This is a genomic window from Bacillus sp. RB3, assembly GCF_030164735.1.
Taxonomy (GTDB): Bacteria; Bacillota; Bacilli; order Bacillales; family Bacillaceae_G; genus Bacillus_A; species Bacillus_A cereus.
Genome location: NZ_JASNGE010000041.1, coordinates 1 through 17611 on the forward strand (window position 1 = coordinate 1; position 17611 = coordinate 17611).

Here is a 17611-nt window from a genome sequence, read left to right on the forward strand (position 1 = left end):
TCACAGTTAGCTTTACAGAAACGATTTACAAAGATCAAGAAGCGAAAGAGATATGAGTGGTTAAAAGACATTAATGCACAAGTTCCTAAACAGGCTTCAAAAGATTTTGATACGGCGAGAAAAAATTCGTTCAAAAAGTACAAAAATGGTTCTCACACTTCTTATAAATCAAAAAAAGATTTGATCCAAGGATTTTATGCCAATTATGAAAGACTGATTATAGGAAAAAAAGTCGTTCATATTCAGTCTATTGGAGAAGTGAAAACAAGCCAACAACTACCAAGAAATAAAAAACCATCCAATCCAAGAGTTACCTTTGATGGTCGCCACTGGTGGATTAGTGTGGGGTTCCAAGAAGACTTTGAATCACAAGAACTAACCAATGAGTCAATCGGTGTGGATGTTGGTTTAAAAGAGCTGTTTGTAGCTTCTAATGGTACGAAAGAACGAAATATAAACAAAGACGCCAAGGTTAAAAAACTTTTGAAAAGGAAAAAGTCAGCGCAAAGAGATATGTCTAGGAGATTTAAAAAAGGTGTGAAAATTCAATCTGCTGGATATGAAAAAGCGAAAGCTGAGCACCTGCGGTTATCTAGGAAAATTATGAATATCCGAAATAACCATATCCATCAAGCAACAGCTAAATTGGTGAAAACCAAACCAATGAGGATTGTTGTGGAAGACTTATCTATTTCAAACCTGTTAAAAAACAAAAAACTATCGAAAGCATTTTCATTTCAAAAATTACACTTCTTCTTTCAATGTTTGTCATACAAGTGCGAGAAGTACGGCATTGCGTATGTAAAAGCTGATAAATGGTTCGCTTCAAGCAAGATTTGCTCATGTTGCGGAGTAAAATACGACCATTCAGTTCAACCAGAAGGACAGTGGAGCTTAAAAATACGTGAGTGGTGTTGTGCTTCATGCAATAGCTATCACGATAGGGATGTAAATGCTGCGATAAATTTATCAAGATGGATAAAATAAATGCTTGATAATAGGAGGTAACGATACTGCCTCGTGTGGAGTGTTATACCCCTCGTCCCTTCGGGGTTGCGAGAACACGATGAAGCACTAACTTGTGTAAATTTGATTGAATTGTATAGATTTAGTTAAGTTTATCGTATCGGAAAGTGTTTTTGACGAGTTATTAAATGCAAAAGAAGAAGTCTTTTGCATTTACCTTTTAAATAGACTAGATAGTACGTTTAGCAGTCTATAATTGTAATTTTTTGGTACAATTATATTGAAAGGTGAAAGGAGCTTCTAACATGTGGTTCATTTCGGCAATTTGGCCTATTATACTAGTCGGCGGAATTGTAGTATTTGTAATAAAAAGATTGGAACATAAATATAAGCACGGCAAATTGGGTAAGAAAAAATCAAATGAGGCTCAAATTTTATTAGACAGTTTCATACCGATAGGAATGCTTGTCGGCTGTATAATCGGTTTGATTTTCGGCATGTTTTTCCCGGATTATTCACTTCTTGCAGTGAGTTTAGGATCCGGAATAGGCTATTTATTTGTTTTTTTTGCCTATGAATTTTATAGCAAGACAGGAAACAATTTTTCCTAATCCAAAAGGAATAAGTGGGACAGTACATAGTAATCATATAAAATATGTAACTGTCCTTTATTTTTGCATCAATGTTATCACCTTACCTTTCGCCTACTATACACCTCTTTTATTGATTTTTCTCTCCTCCCCTTTTTGCATATCCGCTTTTTTATTTTCATTGGATCTATATCCAAAGTAAAGTAGCGCACATGTAATAACAGAACCTACAATGTAGCCTAAAAAACATCCTAACCAAAACATAGTGTAACCGCCTCCATTCATAATAAATTTTATGTAATATAACTCTTTACATACTCCATCGTTTATTTTTATCAACTATACACTTTCTAAAATTATTCATACCACTAATTCTCTTCATATCTCAAATAGCAATTTTATTATTTGTCATAAAGTTAACACCTTCTTTAAATACAAAAAATTCCATTTTATCACTTTTTCTTAAGAAATAATATACTACATTTGAAATAAGCGAGCTAGTACATCGGCCCTTCTCTATTTTAACTTTAGTCATGAACAAAAGAAAAATAAAAACCCCCTCAAAGCATAAACTTCAAGGGGTGAGCCTGTTTTTTATTTACTTATATACGTACAGCTGTACCACTTACAGCAACCATTAACATTCCATCACGAACAACTTCGTAATCTACGTCAACACCAACGATAGCGTTCGCACCTTTTTGTTTTGCAAGTTCTTTCATTTCGTCCATCGCAATATCACGAGCTTCTTTTAGCTTACTTTCATAAGAACCAGCACGACCACCGACAACATCACGAACAGAAGCGAATAAATCGCGGACAATATTTGCACCCATAATAGCTTCACCATTTACAATATCGATATACTCAATAATTTCTTTACCTTGAATTCCAGACGTTGTTGTTACAATCATGACTGACACTCTCCTATAAATTATAATTTTTGATTAGCTTTCTTATGTCTTTATTATGACATGGAAAAAGTAACTAATCTATTGAATTACCTTACAGGAGTGTGACAATTTTGTAATAATAAAACGCGCTTTATGTTTCATTTTAATAAAGCGCTTTAATATTGGGATACATAAACGAGTCTCTATTTTCTTTCCAATCCTTTTCTACTTCTTTAAAAGTTGGTCGCCCTAATTCTTTATTATTTTCATGTTTACTAAACCATTTTTTCACATACCGATCTCCATTTTTACTTTGAACTGTGCAAAGGAAACTATTACTACTATCCTTTAATATTTTTACAATCACGAATAGACACCTCTTCCCTTCTCAATATCATAATAGGACTTGATCTTTTACTATAAGCCCTTCCTCTCTTATAGTCATACGACTCCTCGGCCGCGCCAAAGTTGTAAGATCAAAAACGATATTCACTTTGTTTACATTTTATTTAAAGAAATCAGAGTTATAGGCATTATGCTTATCAAATATTTTATAGATTTCTAACTTATCATCTAATTTTGCATCTACTAAAATTAATATATTTCCATCGTAAATATATTCTTCATACTTTTTAGCATGGTCTTCAGGGATTCCTAAGCCGATAAATGCTCCTATTAAACTTCCAGCTCCTCCGCCAATACCAGCTCCTCCAATAGCTGCTGCGATTGGTCCTGCTGCTACAATTGGACCCATTCCAGAAACGGCAAGTATACCAAGACCTGTTAATAAACCACCGAGTCCGCCTGCTACTCCTCCAGCTACAAGCCCTGTCGCTGAAAAGATATCTGCTTTATGTGCAGTTTCGCTATTCACTTTTTCACCCGATTTTTCTTCCAGATGTTCAATTTCCTTTTGATCTTTCGCAATAGCTGAAATGTTGTCTGCTGAGTATCCTTTTTCATTTAATTCATTAATAACGAGTGCCGCATCATCAATTGTTCTAAAAACACCTACTATTTTTCTATCTACATTCATAACTATTAACCTCCTAAATTTTTATATAATGTATCTTTATTTTTCTTCATTTCTGTATACACTAATTTTCTTATTAACATAACCATTTACGAAAAAAGCGAATAGTAAAAGCACTACAAGTGAACTACTTAACAAGTAAATTAAATCAAATGTAATATTAATCATCATTTCATTCATGTATACCAGGCTCCTTTTTATTTAAAGTAAAAGTATATTTTGATAGACTAATCTACTAAACATAGACATCTTACAATTCATCTTCAGTCAATCTCTTTGTAGTATATGTATACCCTTCCTAACCTTTTCTAAACGTAAAAAACTATAATTATATTTTTTCTTATTTATATGTTTAACATTTTTTTAAACGGGTATGTTTATATTGTTATGCTTACTATATGGAAAGGAATATTACGATGAACGCCATTCACTCTACTACTATTTCTTATAATGAAACACCTACAATAACTCAGATTCATCATTTTTATGCTTTAATGACAACATTTCAAACGAATGTATTTATAAGTAAACACGGAACACTTACTTCTATTAAAAACTTAAGCACTCTAGTATCCTTTTTCCTTACTGTAAAAAAGAGAGATCTTGTATTATTTATTTTTGAAGGAATAGATGCAAAAAGAGCTTTAAGAACACTCTTCCCTTCTTAGAATATTTGTTATCCTCTATTCCCTCGTTTACTACCTTTCATATATGTTTTTATATTTCAAAATGATTTCCTCTATAAAAAAAGAACCCCCTAATACAATAGGGGGATTTCTAGTTTAGCCTTATGAAAACTGATATAATATATATTACGTTTTTCATTCTTTAAAATAGAAAAGTTTTAATAACCTTGAAGGTAGGAATTTTTAATGAACTCGAAAGCAAAATTTAGTATTCGCTACAAAATTATGGCTGGTTATTTAGTTATCATTTTGTTCTTACTTGTTTCTTTCATTATGTTGAACAATGAGATTTCTAATTTACAAAAATCTCGTAATTTTATTATTGATCACGATTTTAAAGTTCTCAATTTAACAAATCAAGTGGAGAAAGATTTACTAACAATTGAAAATAAAGCGAAAGGGTTTATCATTTCTAATAATCCAAATTACGTACAATCTCTTAATTCTGCGGAAAAGGATTACGAAAAGCATTATCAAGATCTTTTCTCATTATTAGAGGATAACCCATCTCAGCAAGAAAAATTAAAACAGATTAACGAAAATATTATTAGTTGGATAAATAAAGAGATTCACCCGTTAATTGCAAATCATAATAGTAATAATGTACAAACAATCGACACGACTCAAATTCAGTCATTACAGTCACAGGTAACTAACTTCCGTAGCACTGAGGAGCAATTAACAAAAAAAAGAGCAGCACAATTAGATACTGAAAATAATAAATTAGAGATTTGGTTATACAGTTTATTGTTCTTACTTTCTTGTATTTCTATTATCATTTCACTCTATATTTCGAATTCCATTACAAAAACGATTAAAAATGTAATTCAAGCTATTAAATCCATTTCTTCTAAAGAAAAAATCACGGAAAGAATTCATGTAAACACACGTGATGAAATAAAAGATCTTGCTCATACAACGAATCACCTACTAGACGAAATATCGAAAAGAGAGTGGTTACAAACGGAGCTTGCAGAATTAATTTTAATGTATCAAGGTGTATCTTCTATTGAGATGTTAGGTAAAAAAATTCTTAGTGGAATTATACAAAAAACGCAAACTTCTTGCGGTGCATTTTATGTACGTGAAGAATATGAAGAAACTGTCTACTATGTGAAAAAAGCTTCTTTCGCCGATCAAGGTGCTGATATTGGGAAACAATCCATTCAAATGGGTGAAGGTTTCATTGGACAGTCTGCCTTAGAAAAGAAAAGTTTTATTCTCAGGGATATACCCGAAGAGTTTCGTTATGTCACTAGCGGAGTATTAGAAATACGTCCTAAAAATCTATTAATCATCCCTATCTTATTTGAGGATGAAGTAATCGCAGTAATGGAGTTAGTAAGTGTAACTGAGATTTCAGATTTACATCAAGATTTAATTCAACAAACCGTTGATAATCTAGGTTTAACAATCCATAGCATTATGGGACGTATGCGAATTCAAACTCTTTTACATGAATCACAAGCAATGACAGAAGAGTTACAAGTTCAATCAGAAGAATTGCAAACGCAAGCGGAAGAACTACAAATGCAAGCAGAAGAATTACGAACAACGAATGAACAATTAGAGTCTAGAACTGAAGAGGCTGAGCAGAAGACAGCTGACTTACAAATTACTAAATCAGAATTAGAAGAAAAAGCAAGCGAGTTGTTACGCAGCTCAAAATACAAATCTGAGTTCCTAGCAAATATGTCACATGAATTACGCACACCGTTAAATAGTATTTTACTATTATCTGAAATGTTAAGAGAAAATCATGATAACAATTTATCCGACGATGAGATTAAATTAGCAACTGTCATTCATTCATCAGGGAAAGACTTACTTACTTTAATTAATGACATACTCGATTTATCTAAAGTAGAAGCAGGCAAACTAGACATCATTTTTGAAGCAATGAACATAAGTGACATGGCAGCCAATATGCATCAAAACTTTTTACATATAGCTGCACAAAAAAATGTCGAATTTACTATTGAAGACAGTGATACGATTCCTGATCTGTTTTATACAGATGCAAAACGGATTGAGCAAATTATTAAAAACTTATTATCCAATGCATTTAAATTTACAGAAAAAGGATCCGTTTCTTTACATTTCGATTCGATAGAAACAAGTAATTTAAGTCATGATATGCAGTCTATAAGTAAAGATTGGATTACAATTTCAGTAAAAGATACTGGTATTGGTATCGCTAAAGAACAGCATCAACTTATTTTCGAAGCCTTTCAACAGGCAGATGGCGCAACGATTCGGAAGTATGGTGGTACAGGATTAGGTTTATCTATTTGTAAAGAGTTTGCTAGATTGTTAGGTGGTTGGATTACGTTAGAGAGTAATGTAGGAGAAGGTAGTACTTTCACGGTATATATTCCTAACCTTCCAAATGGATTACCAGATATACAGTTATCCAATTTAGAAGTCGCAGCAACGATAGAAGATGTTATTCCTGCTGAAGTTGTTGAAGAAACTATCGTTACTCCCGAAACAAATAACGTCTTCCAAGAGAAAACCATTTTAATTGTCGATGATGATCATCGAAATATATTTGCGTTACAAAACGCATTAAAAAAACAAAATGCAAACATTATTACTGCCCAAAACGGCTTAGAGTGTTTAGAAATACTAAAAAGTAATACAAATATTGACCTTATTTTAATGGATATTATGATGCCTAATATGGACGGTTATGAAACGATGGAAAATATCCGAATGAACTTAGGGTTAAATGAAATACCTATTATCGCATTAACTGCTAAAGCAATGCCAAATGATAAGGAAAAATGTTTATCTGCTGGCGCTTCAGATTATATAAGTAAACCATTAAATCTACATCAACTCTATTCAGTAATGAGTGTATGGTTAATAAAATAAGTGAGGTTTAGTTGGAGTGGAAAATAAGTATTATAATTTTGATCCATCAGTAGATACGGATGAGCGCACGAACTTAGAAATTGAATTACTATTGGAAGCGGTATTTAAACTATCAGGATTTGATTTTCGCCAATATGCTCGCACATCTATTTATAGAAGAATTTGTAATAGAATGCAGCTCTCTAATATCCCTACCATTTCAAAATTAATTGAAAAAGTAATTCACGAGGAAGGGGTTTTAGAACAGTTATTAAATGATTTCTCGATTAATGTAACTGAGATGTTCCGTAACCCTGCCTTTTTTAAAGCGCTTAGAGAGCATGTTATTCCTGAATTAAAAAAGCAACCTGAAATTAGAATTTGGCATGCTGGATGCGCAACTGGTGAAGAAGTATTATCAATGTCCATCTTACTTCACGAAGAAGGATTAAGTGAAAAGTCGGTTATTTACGCAACAGATATGAATACAAATGTGTTAGAAAAAGCAAAACAAGCTATCCTCCCGTTAAATAAAATGCAAACTTATACGAAAAATTATTTACAAGCTGGCGGTACACAAGCATTTTCTAACTATTATTCAACAGATAATCGTTTTGCTTATTTTAATCCATCACTTTTACAAAACATTATTTTTGCACAGCATAATTTAGTAACCGATCAATCTTTTAACGAGTTTCATATTATACTTTGTCGTAACGTTTTAATTTACTTTACAAGTAAACTTCAAAATCAAGTGCAGCAACTATTTTATGAAAGCTTAGGTCACAATGGTTTTCTATGTTTAGGAAATAAAGAAACTCTTCGTTTTTCAAATATAATGCCGCATTATACCCAATTTAATCCTAGCGAACAAATTTATCAAAAAATACAATAAAAAGCGTATGAAATCCTCTGTTTGGATTTCATACGCTTTTTATTTCGCATTCGTTTGTATCATAATTAGACACATATCATCTGATTGCGCTTTCTTTTGTTCTTCCTTGTAAAACCCTTCTATCTCGCCTTCTAAATCTCCCCATTTTCTTTCTGTAAAAGTACGTAATTTCTCTTCAGCCTCAAATTCATCATTTGCAATTGCTTCAAGAACACCATCTGTAAACAATACGATTTGAGCGTTCTTCTCAAAAGGTATAACTGTCTTTTTAACTTTTATTTCATCAAAAAATCCTACCGCACAACTCCCGCGATTTAGTTCAACCATATTTGTTTCATCAACTAAAACGTATCCAGAAGGATGCCCTGCATTTACATATTCAATCGTTCTCTTTTCTGTATCTACTACTAAATATATCGCTGTAAAATAATATGGAATATCGTCATTCTCATTATGTAAAAGAGTCATATATTTATTTAAGTCTTTAATGACAAGTTCTGGATCGATTAAAGATTTAATCGTTTCACGTAATACAGACGAAATAAACATACAAACTAATGAAGCAGATATACCATGTCCCATCACGTCTAATAATATAATACCGTAGCGGTTTTCATCGATTTTATACCAATAATACATATCTCCAGCTAATTTAAATGAAGGTAAGTAACTTGCTTCAATTTTTATATAATCTTCTCTTAATGGGCTACTTAATAAGTTTCTTTGTACTTGCGTAGCTAAATCTAGTTCATTCCGAAGATTTTCTTCTTGTTCTTTATGCCAATTTAATTCCGATTTCAAGCGTAACGCTACACGCATACGTGCTAATAGTTCAACTTTATTTATAGGTTTCGTAATATAATCCATTGCCCCCATATCAAGAGCTTCGGCCAATTTATTGGCATCCTCTAAAGCTGTAACAAAAATAATAGGAATATCTTTAAACTTCTCCTCTTTTTGTAATCGCCTACAAACTTCAAGTCCATCAATTTCAGGCATCATAATATCTAATAAGATTAAATCAATTTCATTATACCTGGAAGAATCTTCTCCAAATTGAATGTATTCGAAAAGCTCTTGTGCAGAATTCAGCGATACAAGATCCTGATATCCGGCTTGTTTTAAAATTTTTTCAATTACAAAGATGTTAACCGGATTATCATCGACAATTAAAATGGACACAAGTTATTTCCCCTTTTCTTATTTAAAATGTAAATCTATTATCATTTTCTATTTTTCTAGTATTGCATACTCAGTTACAAAATGAAAATTTCCTACTCTAACATAATTTTTATACAGCAAAAGAACAAACCCCCAGAAATGAGAGTTTGTTCTTTCATTCTATAAATTTCCACTATTAATTTAACACCATTGCTTTGTCATTTAAAAGACGATCTAATTCTTCCATATGATTTGTTTCATCTGCAATCATATCTTCTAACTTTACAACTAACTCTGTCATATTTAATTTCGCTGCCTGTTCTTTTCTCGTTTCATAACGCTTAATTGTCTCATATTCTGATTGTCTAGCCGACTCTAACATTTCTCTAACATCTTCTACTTGTTTCACTGGTAAAGGGATTGTAGTAGGTGTACCACCTAACGTCTTAATTTTCTCCGCTAAATATAGGGCATGTCCTTGTTCATCACTAATTTCAGATTCAAAGAAAGGTTTTAACACTTGTCTATATATACCAGAAACTGTAGCTGCATTATGGTTATACATAATAATTGCTGAGTATTCTCCTGCTAAATCTTCATTCAATCCTTCGATTAGTTCTTTCACATCGTGTGACATTTTTATATCTCCTCCTATATTTAATAACTACCCCTTTTCTCATGTTTTAAACATAATGATTTTAAATTTTTATGTATCTAAAAATGCTGCTTGCTTCAATTTACTTATCGCTTGTCTTTTAATACGAGAAACGTGCATTTGTGAAATACCTAACCGTTCCCCTGTATCTTTTTGATTTAAATTTTCTCCAAATATATAATGAATAACACTCTTTTCTGTGTCATTTAATACGTTGAAAATATCCTTTAAAACGAGACGCCTTTCTGTCTCTTCATATCCTTGCTCTACTTCACCTACAGATTCAATCCTCGCTACCGAACTGCCATCAGATGAATTTTCAACTACATCATCTAAGGAAGATACGCGATAATTATTTTTCGCATCCATAATTTCTAGCACTTCCTCTTCGGATAGTCCTAAATGATCTGCAATCTCTATAATCTTTGGTGAACGCTGGAAACGATCTGTTAGCTCCTCTATCGCAAGTTTAATCTTCCCGCCTAAATCTTTAATTCGCCTTGGAACGTGAATACCCCAAGTTTTATCACGTAAATATTTCTTTATTTCGCCTACTATTGTAGGTATTGCAAACGGCTCAAAAGCATTCCCTATCGAATAATCATACCTTCTTATTGCACCTAAGAGCCCTAACATTCCTACTTGTATAATATCTTCATGCATCGGCCCACCTTTTGAATAGCGATATGCAATGGAGTATACAAGATTTTTATAGTGATTAACCAATCTTTCCTGTGCTTCATCACATTGGTTTTGTTGGAAGTCTGCAATTAGTTTAATAACGTCTTCTTTAGTAAGATTTGTAGGTTGAGATTGGATTTCCATCATTCTCCACCTGCTCTCTTTGTATATATTTTGTCATTAAAACTGTCATGCCCTCATCATGCATAATTTGTATGTCATCCATTAACGTATTGATTAAATATAAACCTAAACCATTTTCTGGCAAATGTTCTACTGGTTTATTAATATCATACGGACCAACTTTACTTTTTAAGCTATTAAAATCAAAGCTAACTCCATTATCCGCAGCCATAATTTCTAATCGATCTTCATATAAGCCAAAGACAATTGTAATTTCTCCAACGTCTTCTTTATATGCATGTTGTACAATGTTTGTACATGCTTCACTAATAGCAATTTTCATATCTTCTATATCGTCATAAGCAAAGCCCATTCGATTCGCAACACCAGCCATTGTTAAACGAATAATAGCCACATATTCTGCTTTTGCAGGAATTTTCATTTCTATCTTTTCAAATCTCTCCATCATCCCTAGTCACCTTCTTTCTACTTTTTCAAAATCGGAATTCAAATTTAATATTTCTGTTAGCCCTGTAATATCAAATAATCTTTTTAGCCTTTTAGACACACCAGTAAACTCTAGCTTCCCATCATTTTTCTTAACTGCTTTTAATAAAGCTATAAAAACTCCTAAGCCTGTACTATCCATATAATCTACGTTATGAAAATCTACTACAATATGAACCTCTTTTTCGCTTGTAATAGGCATTACCTTATTTTTTAAATCTGATGCCGTATACGCATCAATCTCACCATTAAGTTGTACCGTATAACCTACATCATTTTGCAAAATATTTATTGCCAAATTCATCATTTCCGCCCCCTTATCTCGAACTTTTACTATTTAATTACCCATAAAAATTAGTTTTAAACATATTTTTTTATTTTCATTATAAATAAATTTTCTACACCTTTCTCGGCTTAACACTTAAATCGTACTAATAAATGTTTAAAACTTATAATTTTGTGTATGTATAATGTATAAACATTATTTTTAGGGGGATCTATCTATGGAAGAGCACAACTTTAAAAAGGGAGATTTCGTTCAATTTTCTTATCGACACGATCATGCTACAAAATTAGTTGGTTCCATTATTAACATACTAACGAATACAATTGTAGTTGATATAAGTAATAGCGAGGACTTATCTCATATAGAACCAAGGCAAGTCGTAAGAATAAATAATTGTAAAAAGGTAACGATGGCTTAATACATAATAGAAAGTGTAATGTTAATGAGTGGGGGTTCTTCATCCTCCACTCATTCCTATGTAAAATACATAAAAAAGCATCCAAATTAGTTTAATTGGATGCTTTTTTATGTATTTTTATCAGTTCATTAACTTTATAACTATATATAATAAACTTAAGATTACTATTTATTATCATACTTACGCTTTCCGCAGCATTCTAGAGAAGAATGTAACGATTAAAATAAAGACGATTGCACCTAATAACGCTGGAAGAACAAAAATGCCTCCCCATTCAGGACCCCAATGACCAAATAACGCACTACCTACCCAAGATCCGATTAATCCGGCAATCACGTTACCAACTATACCTAACGGAAAGTCTTTTCCTGTAATCATTCCAGCTAACGCACCAATAAGTCCACCTACAATACACGTAATAATAAGTCCCACAATTAAACCTCCTATATTCGTTTTATATTGAATTCATCAAGCTTTAGTATGTAACTAAAGCTTGATGAACATATATTATTCTTTATTATCCAATTCATCACTTATCTTTTGTTTCACTTTTCCGACTTTTTCTTTTATCGTTCCCTTCGTTTTTTCCCACTTCCCTTCATTTTTCAACTCTCTATCTTCTGTAACTTCACCAATTCCTTCTTTTACTTGTCCTTTTTTCTTTTCAACTTTACCTTTAACTTGTTCTTTTAGTCCGTTCTCACTCATATTTACAATCTCCTTTTCGTAATAGATTTATAGATTTAAAGGATACAAATTTAAATAGAATACATGCATCTTCTTTCTTGTAACCATTCACCGACTCTTTCTAAATCCTTAACGAATAACAAGATTTTCCCTTCATCCAGTTTTTCTTCATAAAAGTTCGCTTCTTCCTCATTAAGCCCTAACTCTTGCATTTTATTTCTTAACTGATCTCCTGTTTTTTGAAAGACGTTAATAATGCTTGTCCCAAGTCCCTCCTCTTTTATCCCAATTGTATTCACGTCTGCATTGTCCGCAATTCTATCTGTCCTATCTTTCTCATGCGTTAATACGTAAATATCTTTTTGGTCTATTCCTTTTTTCACGAGATCATTCGCCGCATTCATGACCTCTTTCTCCGTAATAAATTCATATACAAAAGGTTTACTATACTTCGTTTCCATCTTTAACTTCCTCCTTTAAAATGAATTATTTGTTATATTATATGTAGTACACCCATTTTCGAAATGTTAAACATAAAATATGAAAAAAGTTATGTGAATTTTGATTTTAATAGAGAATGAACATCATCATTTACCACTTTAAAACATCTTCTCCTTACAATAACTACCTAAATTAACAGAAAATTGTTATAATTAAACTTGAGGAGGGATACTATGAAAAAAATCATATCTATATGCGCTCTAACCGCTTTATCTTTCACTTTAATAGGTTGTACAAGTACCTCGGCTACAGATAAAGCTTCACAAGTTAAGCAAGAACATAAACAAAATACCTTTCAATTAAATTCTGCTAATATTACAGACATTGAAATACTGAAAACAACAAATCATACTACTTCCAAATCTCAAACAGACAACGAAAAAATGATACAATCTATCGTTTCAGCAGTCCAAAAAGGCACTCCTAAACAAATCACACTAGATCAAAAAAAGAGAGAATCTGCACATTCTACTATTACTGTTACATATAAAGATGACTCAAAAGAAGAATTTCTTGTGTGGGCTGATAATAAGGAGCAAATTTCGATTGCTAAAGATGAGAAGAAAGATAAGGTAGAAGGTGTGATAGTGAATATTAAAGATGCTAAAATAATGAAGGATTTCTTTTAAAGTTCTAATTAACGTTAAAAAAAAGTAGGATTACATCCTACTCTTTTTTTAATCATGCTCAATAAATAGACCTTTATAAAATCTATTTAAGGTCTAATTTTGCTAAATCATGTTGTAAAACATTGTTTCCTTCTTGTGGGTTAAATACGATTGCACTAAGACCAAAAACATTCGTAACAACATCTCTATCTTTCGGACGAATGATTCTTACTTCATAAGCAAAAAGTGCTGGAGGAAGAGCTGCTGAACGAAAAGTAACATATCGATTAGGTGGCAATGTTTGTGTTGAAGGGTCTATTAATGGTAACAATACCGGAGAACCAGATGACCAATCAAACATTTCAACTGTTACTCTACGAGTATCATCTGGATCAACATTCATAGCTTCAACAGTAAGAAATAACGTAGCGGAATGCCTACGTAATACACCCGTTGACAAAGTTTCATTGTGATGTTTATGACATCTTCCAGGAGGATGACCATAGCCATAGCTCATATCAATTCCCCCCTTTCATTTACAATTAAGGACAAGTATTCCTTATAATATATAATGCTAGTATTATTTTAATGAAAGGTATAAAAGCGGATTTCTATCTATTCGCTCTTAAAGAATAATATGGATTCTCCTGTTTTTCCTTTGAACTCCTGCTAAGAATAAATATATTTTGAAAAGGACCTGCTCCATTTATTCGTAAAAAGCATAAAGTAAATGGAATCCGTTAAAACACATGAGTGAACCTTTGTTTTTCTCCTCCTATTTAAAGGAGGAACTGTTATGGGCTTTGGTGGTAGTTGTGGCGGCTGTGGCTTCGCTGGAGGATTTGCTTTATTAGTTGTATTGTTTATTTTATTAATCATCGTTGGAGCTGCTTGCTTCTGCTAAAAACTATCGAAAGGACACTCACGTGAGTGTCCTTTCTTCATGAAAAAAGCCCTACGTAATGTGCAGAGGTTCAAGTGTAACGAATACTTTAAAAATGTAGTATTACATTCCCCCCTCCAAAATGAACTTCGATGCTATAAATTTCGTTTAAGTGCAATCTTAATATTTTAGTTTAATAGCAATATGGTGAAACTTTATTCCAAACAATATTGCTATTGCACCAAAGTAAAACAAACTGGACAACCTAGATTTCAAAAGGAAGACACCTTAAAGGTTGTCTTTTCTTTATAAGTAAAAAAAGCCCGCCTATTTCCGTAGGCGGGCTTTATCTTTATTACACAATATGAAAGTATACTCTCTTTTTCTTTGAAATTTTATGTAATTATACATATTCATGAAAATAGAAGAAGTGAAATTGTACGTTTAGATACAGTTTGGCAACAAACTAACTGTTTTCTTGTGCATTAATAGACAACTACTGCAAGAGTTATAGTTTTTATGTTTTCATTTCCTTTTTGCATTTCTCTTTTAATTAGACGAATGCTTTTTTTAGTACATAATAAAAAATATCCAGAAAAACTGTCACAAAATCCGTTTTTCTGGTTTCTCTATAATACAGGTATCAAATTGAAAGTGAGGTTTAAACGAACATGTTAACCATAGAAAATGAAGAAAGTCATGCTTCTGATATGACCTTTGAAGATTTATTTAAGCAGTACTATGCTTACGCTGTGAAACAAATCATCTAGATCGTTAAAGATCAATCTATCGCTGAAGAGTTAGCACAAGAAGTATTTTTACAATTATATCGTAGTGATTGGAAAGGGATTGAAAACATACCTGGATGGTTGATTAAATCTTCTACTTATGTAGCCTATAACCATTTTCGATCTGAAAAAAGGCAGCAAGCGAAGATTGATAAAGAAATACAATACCATGAAGTACAAAATGTTTCATCATTAGACGATGATTGGATAAGAAAAGAAGAAATTACAAAGGTCCAAACAATACTAAATAAAATGAATGATCGAGAACGAACCCTTTTACTAATGAAATTCTCTGGTTTTCAATATAAAGAAATTGCAGAAGTACTTCAAATTGAAATATCTTCTATTGGAACATTATTGGTCCGAGCCAAAATGAAATTTCGCAAGATTTATAAACAAATGGAGGAGGCATAACAAATGAAATGTTATGATATCGGGTTTATTCAAACATATATTGATGGAGAACTTTCTCATGATATAAGAAAGGAATTCACAAAACACCTAGATACATGTGAAGCATGCCAAGATTTATTAATAGAAATTAGTAAATTAAATCAATGGGAAAACGTAATGCTAGATGAAGAATCTGCAAATTCACCACAAGAAATCAAAATTGATATAGAACAAGCATGGAAAACATTTGAAAGTCGTTCCAAGTTAGACAATGTTTCTAATATAAATCACAAAAAACAACAAAAGAAGGGACTCTTTACAAACATGAGTAAAAAATCAAAACGTTTTATTTATACAGCAGTAGCTGCAGCAGCACTTTTCACAACAGCAATGATTCCACAAGTACAAGTGGCGGCTACAAATGTTGCCTCGTATTTTTCTAATGCAGTTACAAACGATAAGGTTGTAAATGAAGGAATAAAAGATGAAAATGGTATCACACAAGATATGATGAAGAATGGTAAATATATTCCTATTGATGAAAAAATTACAGATCAAGGTATTACTGTACATCTCAAAGAAGTATTTATCGCAGATTCACGTATATCAGTTCATTATAGAATGGAAAAAGCGGACGGAAGTTTAGTACCATTTGAATTTGATACATCAGGATTAGATCTTGAGAATGATGGTAAAATTGATGGGCAACAAGAGGAAAACCCTGAGATTAAAAATGACGGGAGACTATCATTTATCCATGATTCAGATGATTATCTTCCTTTTGAACTTATGGCAGCAGGTAAAAAGTTAGATAAAATAGGCATTCGTGATAATGATAGACCTGAAGGTGTTGCTACATTTGTTATAACTACTGAAGAAAAAGACGTTTTTAAACAGCCTCTTACTTTAGACGTAAATATAACTAGAATTGGAAAAGTAATTGGTTCTTGGAAAGCTCAAATTCCAATTGATACTTCACATTTGAAAAATAATACGAATTAACATGAAAAAAAGAATAGAACAATATGTATCTAATTCTCAGTTTATATGTTTCCTTGTTTTCGTTACATTTATTTCTTATATAGTTTTTATTTTATCTTTTATTTATGATTTAAGTTTATAACCTTAAATCAATCATTTAAAACCATTACAAGAAAAAGATCTCTAAAAAAGTGGGGAAATAAATAACCGATTTCTTAACATATAAGGAATCGGTTATTTTGTATTTAAAATGCGTCTAGACATACACTTTTCTTTTTTGATATAGTGACCTCCAATACATCATTGTCCTTCTCTAATCTCATATCTATTTTAAGAAGAGTCATTTACAAATTCAAAAAAACCCTCAAAGCAGCTACTTTAAGGGGATTTCTCCTATCATCTTCTCTCTTCATACAATCGATTTGCTTTATACGAGCAAACGAAAAACATACATGTCGCAACGGGGATAAATATCAAAAAAAGTCCTCTCATTAATGCAAATGGCGTTTCAAATAAGAATGACCATAGAAATGATGCACCTTGCTTATCCCATAATCCTGGCGTCAAGTATAGTTCTTTCGGATTTACAAAGGCTCCTAAATTCATTGTATTACTATACATAAATAAAAATAATATCGGCAAATAACAGATCGCTAATTCTAAAAATGTTTTAGATAGACGCTTATACTTCCCTGCTCGTGACATTGGATCTGAAAAAATGTCATCTTCACTTTCTTCATCTACCTTTTTAAAATATTGCGTACCTGACCACCGATTACCAGCTATATGCTCCCAACCACTATCTTCAAATAATGTGCAGTAATTAATAAAATCACTTTTTCTACTAAATACTCTATGGTCTATTTTAATCGTCGCATCTTCCGGTTCTGTATATCTAAATGTATAACCAAATGTATTGCTTTCTAGTTGATAGCCTTTCCAAGCCATCTCTTCTAACCATTTTTCCTCTTTCTCAAAGTCTAAAAAGAATTTTAATCTCCACATCATCGTTTCCTCCTA

Annotated in this window: 24 protein-coding genes and 1 pseudogene; 10 read left to right on the forward strand and 15 right to left on the reverse strand. The window is 32.0% G+C overall.

Annotated elements, in window-relative coordinates; all coding sequences use genetic code 11:
- Positions 1-987 (forward strand): RNA-guided endonuclease InsQ/TnpB family protein (locus QO049_RS27330; RefSeq protein ID WP_284489670.1); only part of this gene is annotated, 987 nt, incomplete at its 5' end.
- Positions 988-1271: 284 nt separating this feature from the next.
- A complete protein-coding gene (locus QO049_RS27335) occupies positions 1272-1577 on the forward strand; it encodes a hypothetical protein (protein ID WP_098286236.1) in 306 nt (101 codons plus the stop codon).
- Positions 1578-1673: 96 nt separating this feature from the next.
- Here QO049_RS27335 and QO049_RS27340 read toward each other — a convergent pair whose 3' ends face one another.
- From QO049_RS27340 to QO049_RS27360, 5 genes are all read right to left on the reverse strand, one after another.
- A complete protein-coding gene (locus QO049_RS27340) occupies positions 1674-1820 on the reverse strand; it encodes a hypothetical protein (protein WP_000498632.1) in 147 nt (48 codons plus the stop codon).
- Positions 1821-2158: 338 nt separating this feature from the next.
- Positions 2159-2470: a YbjQ family protein gene (locus QO049_RS27345; protein WP_000637511.1), complete on the reverse strand. Its 312-nt coding sequence runs from the start codon at positions 2468-2470 to the stop codon at positions 2159-2161.
- A gap of 142 nt (positions 2471-2612) precedes the next feature.
- Positions 2613-2816, reverse strand: a complete 204-nt coding sequence (locus QO049_RS27350) for a DUF4028 family protein (RefSeq protein ID WP_098283705.1) — start codon at positions 2814-2816, stop codon at positions 2613-2615.
- Between the two features lie 138 nt (positions 2817-2954).
- On the reverse strand, positions 2955-3485 hold the full coding sequence (locus QO049_RS27355) for a general stress protein (RefSeq protein WP_001100100.1): 531 nt from the start codon (positions 3483-3485) through the stop codon (positions 2955-2957).
- A gap of 36 nt (positions 3486-3521) precedes the next feature.
- Complete coding sequence (locus QO049_RS27360; RefSeq protein WP_001004571.1) at positions 3522-3662, reverse strand: hypothetical protein; 141 nt, start codon at positions 3660-3662, stop codon at positions 3522-3524.
- A 236-nt stretch (positions 3663-3898) separates the two neighbouring features.
- Here QO049_RS27360 and QO049_RS27365 point away from each other — a divergent pair, with 236 nt between their 5' ends.
- From QO049_RS27365 to QO049_RS27375, 3 genes are all read left to right on the forward strand, one after another.
- Positions 3899-4150 carry a hypothetical protein gene (locus tag QO049_RS27365; protein ID WP_000991357.1) on the forward strand — a complete coding sequence of 84 codons (252 nt, stop codon included), beginning with the start codon at positions 3899-3901 and terminating at the stop codon, positions 4148-4150.
- Between the two features lie 204 nt (positions 4151-4354).
- Positions 4355-7045, forward strand: coding sequence for an ATP-binding protein (locus QO049_RS27370; RefSeq protein WP_284489671.1), 2691 nt, complete (start codon positions 4355-4357; stop codon positions 7043-7045).
- 16 nt (positions 7046-7061) lie between these two features.
- Positions 7062-7919 carry a CheR family methyltransferase gene (locus tag QO049_RS27375; RefSeq protein WP_000429042.1) on the forward strand — a complete coding sequence of 286 codons (858 nt, stop codon included), beginning with the start codon at positions 7062-7064 and terminating at the stop codon, positions 7917-7919.
- A gap of 39 nt (positions 7920-7958) precedes the next feature.
- Here the strand turns inward: QO049_RS27375 and QO049_RS27380 are convergent, their stop codons facing one another.
- From QO049_RS27380 to QO049_RS27400, 5 genes are all read right to left on the reverse strand, one after another.
- Positions 7959-9101, reverse strand: a complete 1143-nt coding sequence (locus QO049_RS27380) for a fused response regulator/phosphatase (RefSeq protein ID WP_000025538.1) — start codon at positions 9099-9101, stop codon at positions 7959-7961.
- A 175-nt stretch (positions 9102-9276) separates the two neighbouring features.
- The gene (locus QO049_RS27385) at positions 9277-9717 is read right to left on the reverse strand and encodes a ferritin-like domain-containing protein (RefSeq protein WP_000017755.1); all 441 of its coding nucleotides are present in this window, start codon (positions 9715-9717) and stop codon (positions 9277-9279) included.
- A 69-nt stretch (positions 9718-9786) separates the two neighbouring features.
- Entirely contained in the window at positions 9787-10563 is a 777-nt protein-coding gene (gene sigB, locus QO049_RS27390) for an RNA polymerase sigma factor SigB (protein ID WP_002093898.1), read from the reverse strand.
- The gene (gene rsbW, locus QO049_RS27395) at positions 10526-11008 is read right to left on the reverse strand and encodes an anti-sigma B factor RsbW (RefSeq protein ID WP_000970580.1); all 483 of its coding nucleotides are present in this window, start codon (positions 11006-11008) and stop codon (positions 10526-10528) included. Before rsbW ends, sigB begins: the two co-directional genes overlap by 38 nt.
- Before the next feature lie 6 nt (positions 11009-11014).
- Complete coding sequence (locus QO049_RS27400) at positions 11015-11353, reverse strand: STAS domain-containing protein (protein ID WP_002060869.1); 339 nt, start codon at positions 11351-11353, stop codon at positions 11015-11017.
- Positions 11354-11549: 196 nt separating this feature from the next.
- On the opposite strand from QO049_RS27400, the gene QO049_RS27405 reads away from it, so the two are divergent.
- On the forward strand, positions 11550-11750 hold the full coding sequence (locus QO049_RS27405) for a hypothetical protein (protein ID WP_000391011.1): 201 nt from the start codon (positions 11550-11552) through the stop codon (positions 11748-11750).
- Between the two features lie 180 nt (positions 11751-11930).
- Here QO049_RS27405 and QO049_RS27410 read toward each other — a convergent pair whose 3' ends face one another.
- The 3 genes from QO049_RS27410 to QO049_RS27420 all read right to left on the reverse strand — a co-directional run bounded on the left by QO049_RS27410 (position 11931) and on the right by QO049_RS27420 (position 12898).
- On the reverse strand, positions 11931-12182 hold the full coding sequence (locus QO049_RS27410; RefSeq protein ID WP_000522903.1) for a GlsB/YeaQ/YmgE family stress response membrane protein: 252 nt from the start codon (positions 12180-12182) through the stop codon (positions 11931-11933).
- Positions 12183-12257: 75 nt separating this feature from the next.
- Positions 12258-12458, reverse strand: a complete 201-nt coding sequence (locus tag QO049_RS27415; protein ID WP_001293468.1) for a CsbD family protein — start codon at positions 12456-12458, stop codon at positions 12258-12260.
- Between the two features lie 50 nt (positions 12459-12508).
- Complete coding sequence (locus tag QO049_RS27420; RefSeq protein ID WP_000448802.1) at positions 12509-12898, reverse strand: YflT domain-containing protein; 390 nt, start codon at positions 12896-12898, stop codon at positions 12509-12511.
- A gap of 213 nt (positions 12899-13111) precedes the next feature.
- Here QO049_RS27420 and QO049_RS27425 point away from each other — a divergent pair, with 213 nt between their 5' ends.
- Entirely contained in the window at positions 13112-13567 is a 456-nt protein-coding gene (locus QO049_RS27425) for a hypothetical protein (protein WP_000720857.1), read from the forward strand.
- 82 nt (positions 13568-13649) lie between these two features.
- Here the strand turns inward: QO049_RS27425 and QO049_RS27430 are convergent, their stop codons facing one another.
- Positions 13650-14063 carry a hypothetical protein gene (locus tag QO049_RS27430; protein WP_000120204.1) on the reverse strand — a complete coding sequence of 138 codons (414 nt, stop codon included), beginning with the start codon at positions 14061-14063 and terminating at the stop codon, positions 13650-13652.
- Positions 14064-14342: 279 nt separating this feature from the next.
- On the opposite strand from QO049_RS27430, the gene QO049_RS27435 reads away from it, so the two are divergent.
- From QO049_RS27435 to QO049_RS27445, 3 genes and pseudogenes are all read left to right on the forward strand, one after another.
- Entirely contained in the window at positions 14343-14450 is a 108-nt protein-coding gene (locus tag QO049_RS27435) for a YjcZ family sporulation protein (RefSeq protein ID WP_000505670.1), read from the forward strand.
- 650 nt (positions 14451-15100) lie between these two features.
- Positions 15101-15631, forward strand: a pseudogene (locus QO049_RS27440) (RNA polymerase sigma factor SigX).
- 3 nt (positions 15632-15634) lie between these two features.
- Positions 15635-16612 (forward strand): DUF4179 domain-containing protein, encoded by a 978-nt coding sequence (locus tag QO049_RS27445; RefSeq protein WP_284489672.1) that lies wholly within the window; start codon positions 15635-15637, stop codon positions 16610-16612.
- 375 nt (positions 16613-16987) lie between these two features.
- Here QO049_RS27445 and QO049_RS27450 read toward each other — a convergent pair whose 3' ends face one another.
- Positions 16988-17599 carry a DUF2812 domain-containing protein gene (locus QO049_RS27450; protein WP_002060866.1) on the reverse strand — a complete coding sequence of 204 codons (612 nt, stop codon included), beginning with the start codon at positions 17597-17599 and terminating at the stop codon, positions 16988-16990.
- Positions 17600-17611: the final 12 nt, after the last annotated feature.

What these genes read in the sequence shown, in the direction of transcription:
- QO049_RS27415 (WP_001293468.1), bottom strand. Translation starts at nt 12,458, where the DNA reads ATGAGTGAGAACGGACTAAAAGAACAAGTTAAAGGTAAAGTTGAAAAG.
- QO049_RS27355 (WP_001100100.1), bottom strand. Translation starts at nt 3,485, where the DNA reads ATGAATGTAGATAGAAAAATAGTAGGTGTTTTTAGAACAATTGATGAT.
- QO049_RS27345 (WP_000637511.1), bottom strand. Translation starts at nt 2,470, where the DNA reads ATGATTGTAACAACAACGTCTGGAATTCAAGGTAAAGAAATTATTGAG.
- QO049_RS27400 (WP_002060869.1), bottom strand. Translation starts at nt 11,353, where the DNA reads ATGATGAATTTGGCAATAAATATTTTGCAAAATGATGTAGGTTATACG.
- sigB (WP_002093898.1), bottom strand. Translation starts at nt 10,563, where the DNA reads ATGATGGAAATCCAATCTCAACCTACAAATCTTACTAAAGAAGACGTT.
- QO049_RS27450 (WP_002060866.1), bottom strand. Translation starts at nt 17,599, where the DNA reads ATGATGTGGAGATTAAAATTCTTTTTAGACTTTGAGAAAGAGGAAAAA.
- QO049_RS27425 (WP_000720857.1), top strand. Translation starts at nt 13,112, where the DNA reads ATGAAAAAAATCATATCTATATGCGCTCTAACCGCTTTATCTTTCACT.
- QO049_RS27340 (WP_000498632.1), bottom strand. Translation starts at nt 1,820, where the DNA reads ATGTTTTGGTTAGGATGTTTTTTAGGCTACATTGTAGGTTCTGTTATT.
- QO049_RS27370 (WP_284489671.1), top strand. Translation starts at nt 4,355, where the DNA reads ATGAACTCGAAAGCAAAATTTAGTATTCGCTACAAAATTATGGCTGGT.
- QO049_RS27365 (WP_000991357.1), top strand. Translation starts at nt 3,899, where the DNA reads ATGAACGCCATTCACTCTACTACTATTTCTTATAATGAAACACCTACA.
- QO049_RS27335 (WP_098286236.1), top strand. Translation starts at nt 1,272, where the DNA reads ATGTGGTTCATTTCGGCAATTTGGCCTATTATACTAGTCGGCGGAATT.
- QO049_RS27360 (WP_001004571.1), bottom strand. Translation starts at nt 3,662, where the DNA reads ATGAATGAAATGATGATTAATATTACATTTGATTTAATTTACTTGTTA.
- QO049_RS27405 (WP_000391011.1), top strand. Translation starts at nt 11,550, where the DNA reads ATGGAAGAGCACAACTTTAAAAAGGGAGATTTCGTTCAATTTTCTTAT.
- QO049_RS27385 (WP_000017755.1), bottom strand. Translation starts at nt 9,717, where the DNA reads ATGTCACACGATGTGAAAGAACTAATCGAAGGATTGAATGAAGATTTA.
- QO049_RS27420 (WP_000448802.1), bottom strand. Translation starts at nt 12,898, where the DNA reads ATGGAAACGAAGTATAGTAAACCTTTTGTATATGAATTTATTACGGAG.
- QO049_RS27445 (WP_284489672.1), top strand. Translation starts at nt 15,635, where the DNA reads ATGAAATGTTATGATATCGGGTTTATTCAAACATATATTGATGGAGAA.
- QO049_RS27430 (WP_000120204.1), bottom strand. Translation starts at nt 14,063, where the DNA reads ATGAGCTATGGCTATGGTCATCCTCCTGGAAGATGTCATAAACATCAC.
- rsbW (WP_000970580.1), bottom strand. Translation starts at nt 11,008, where the DNA reads ATGATGGAGAGATTTGAAAAGATAGAAATGAAAATTCCTGCAAAAGCA.
- QO049_RS27435 (WP_000505670.1), top strand. Translation starts at nt 14,343, where the DNA reads ATGGGCTTTGGTGGTAGTTGTGGCGGCTGTGGCTTCGCTGGAGGATTT.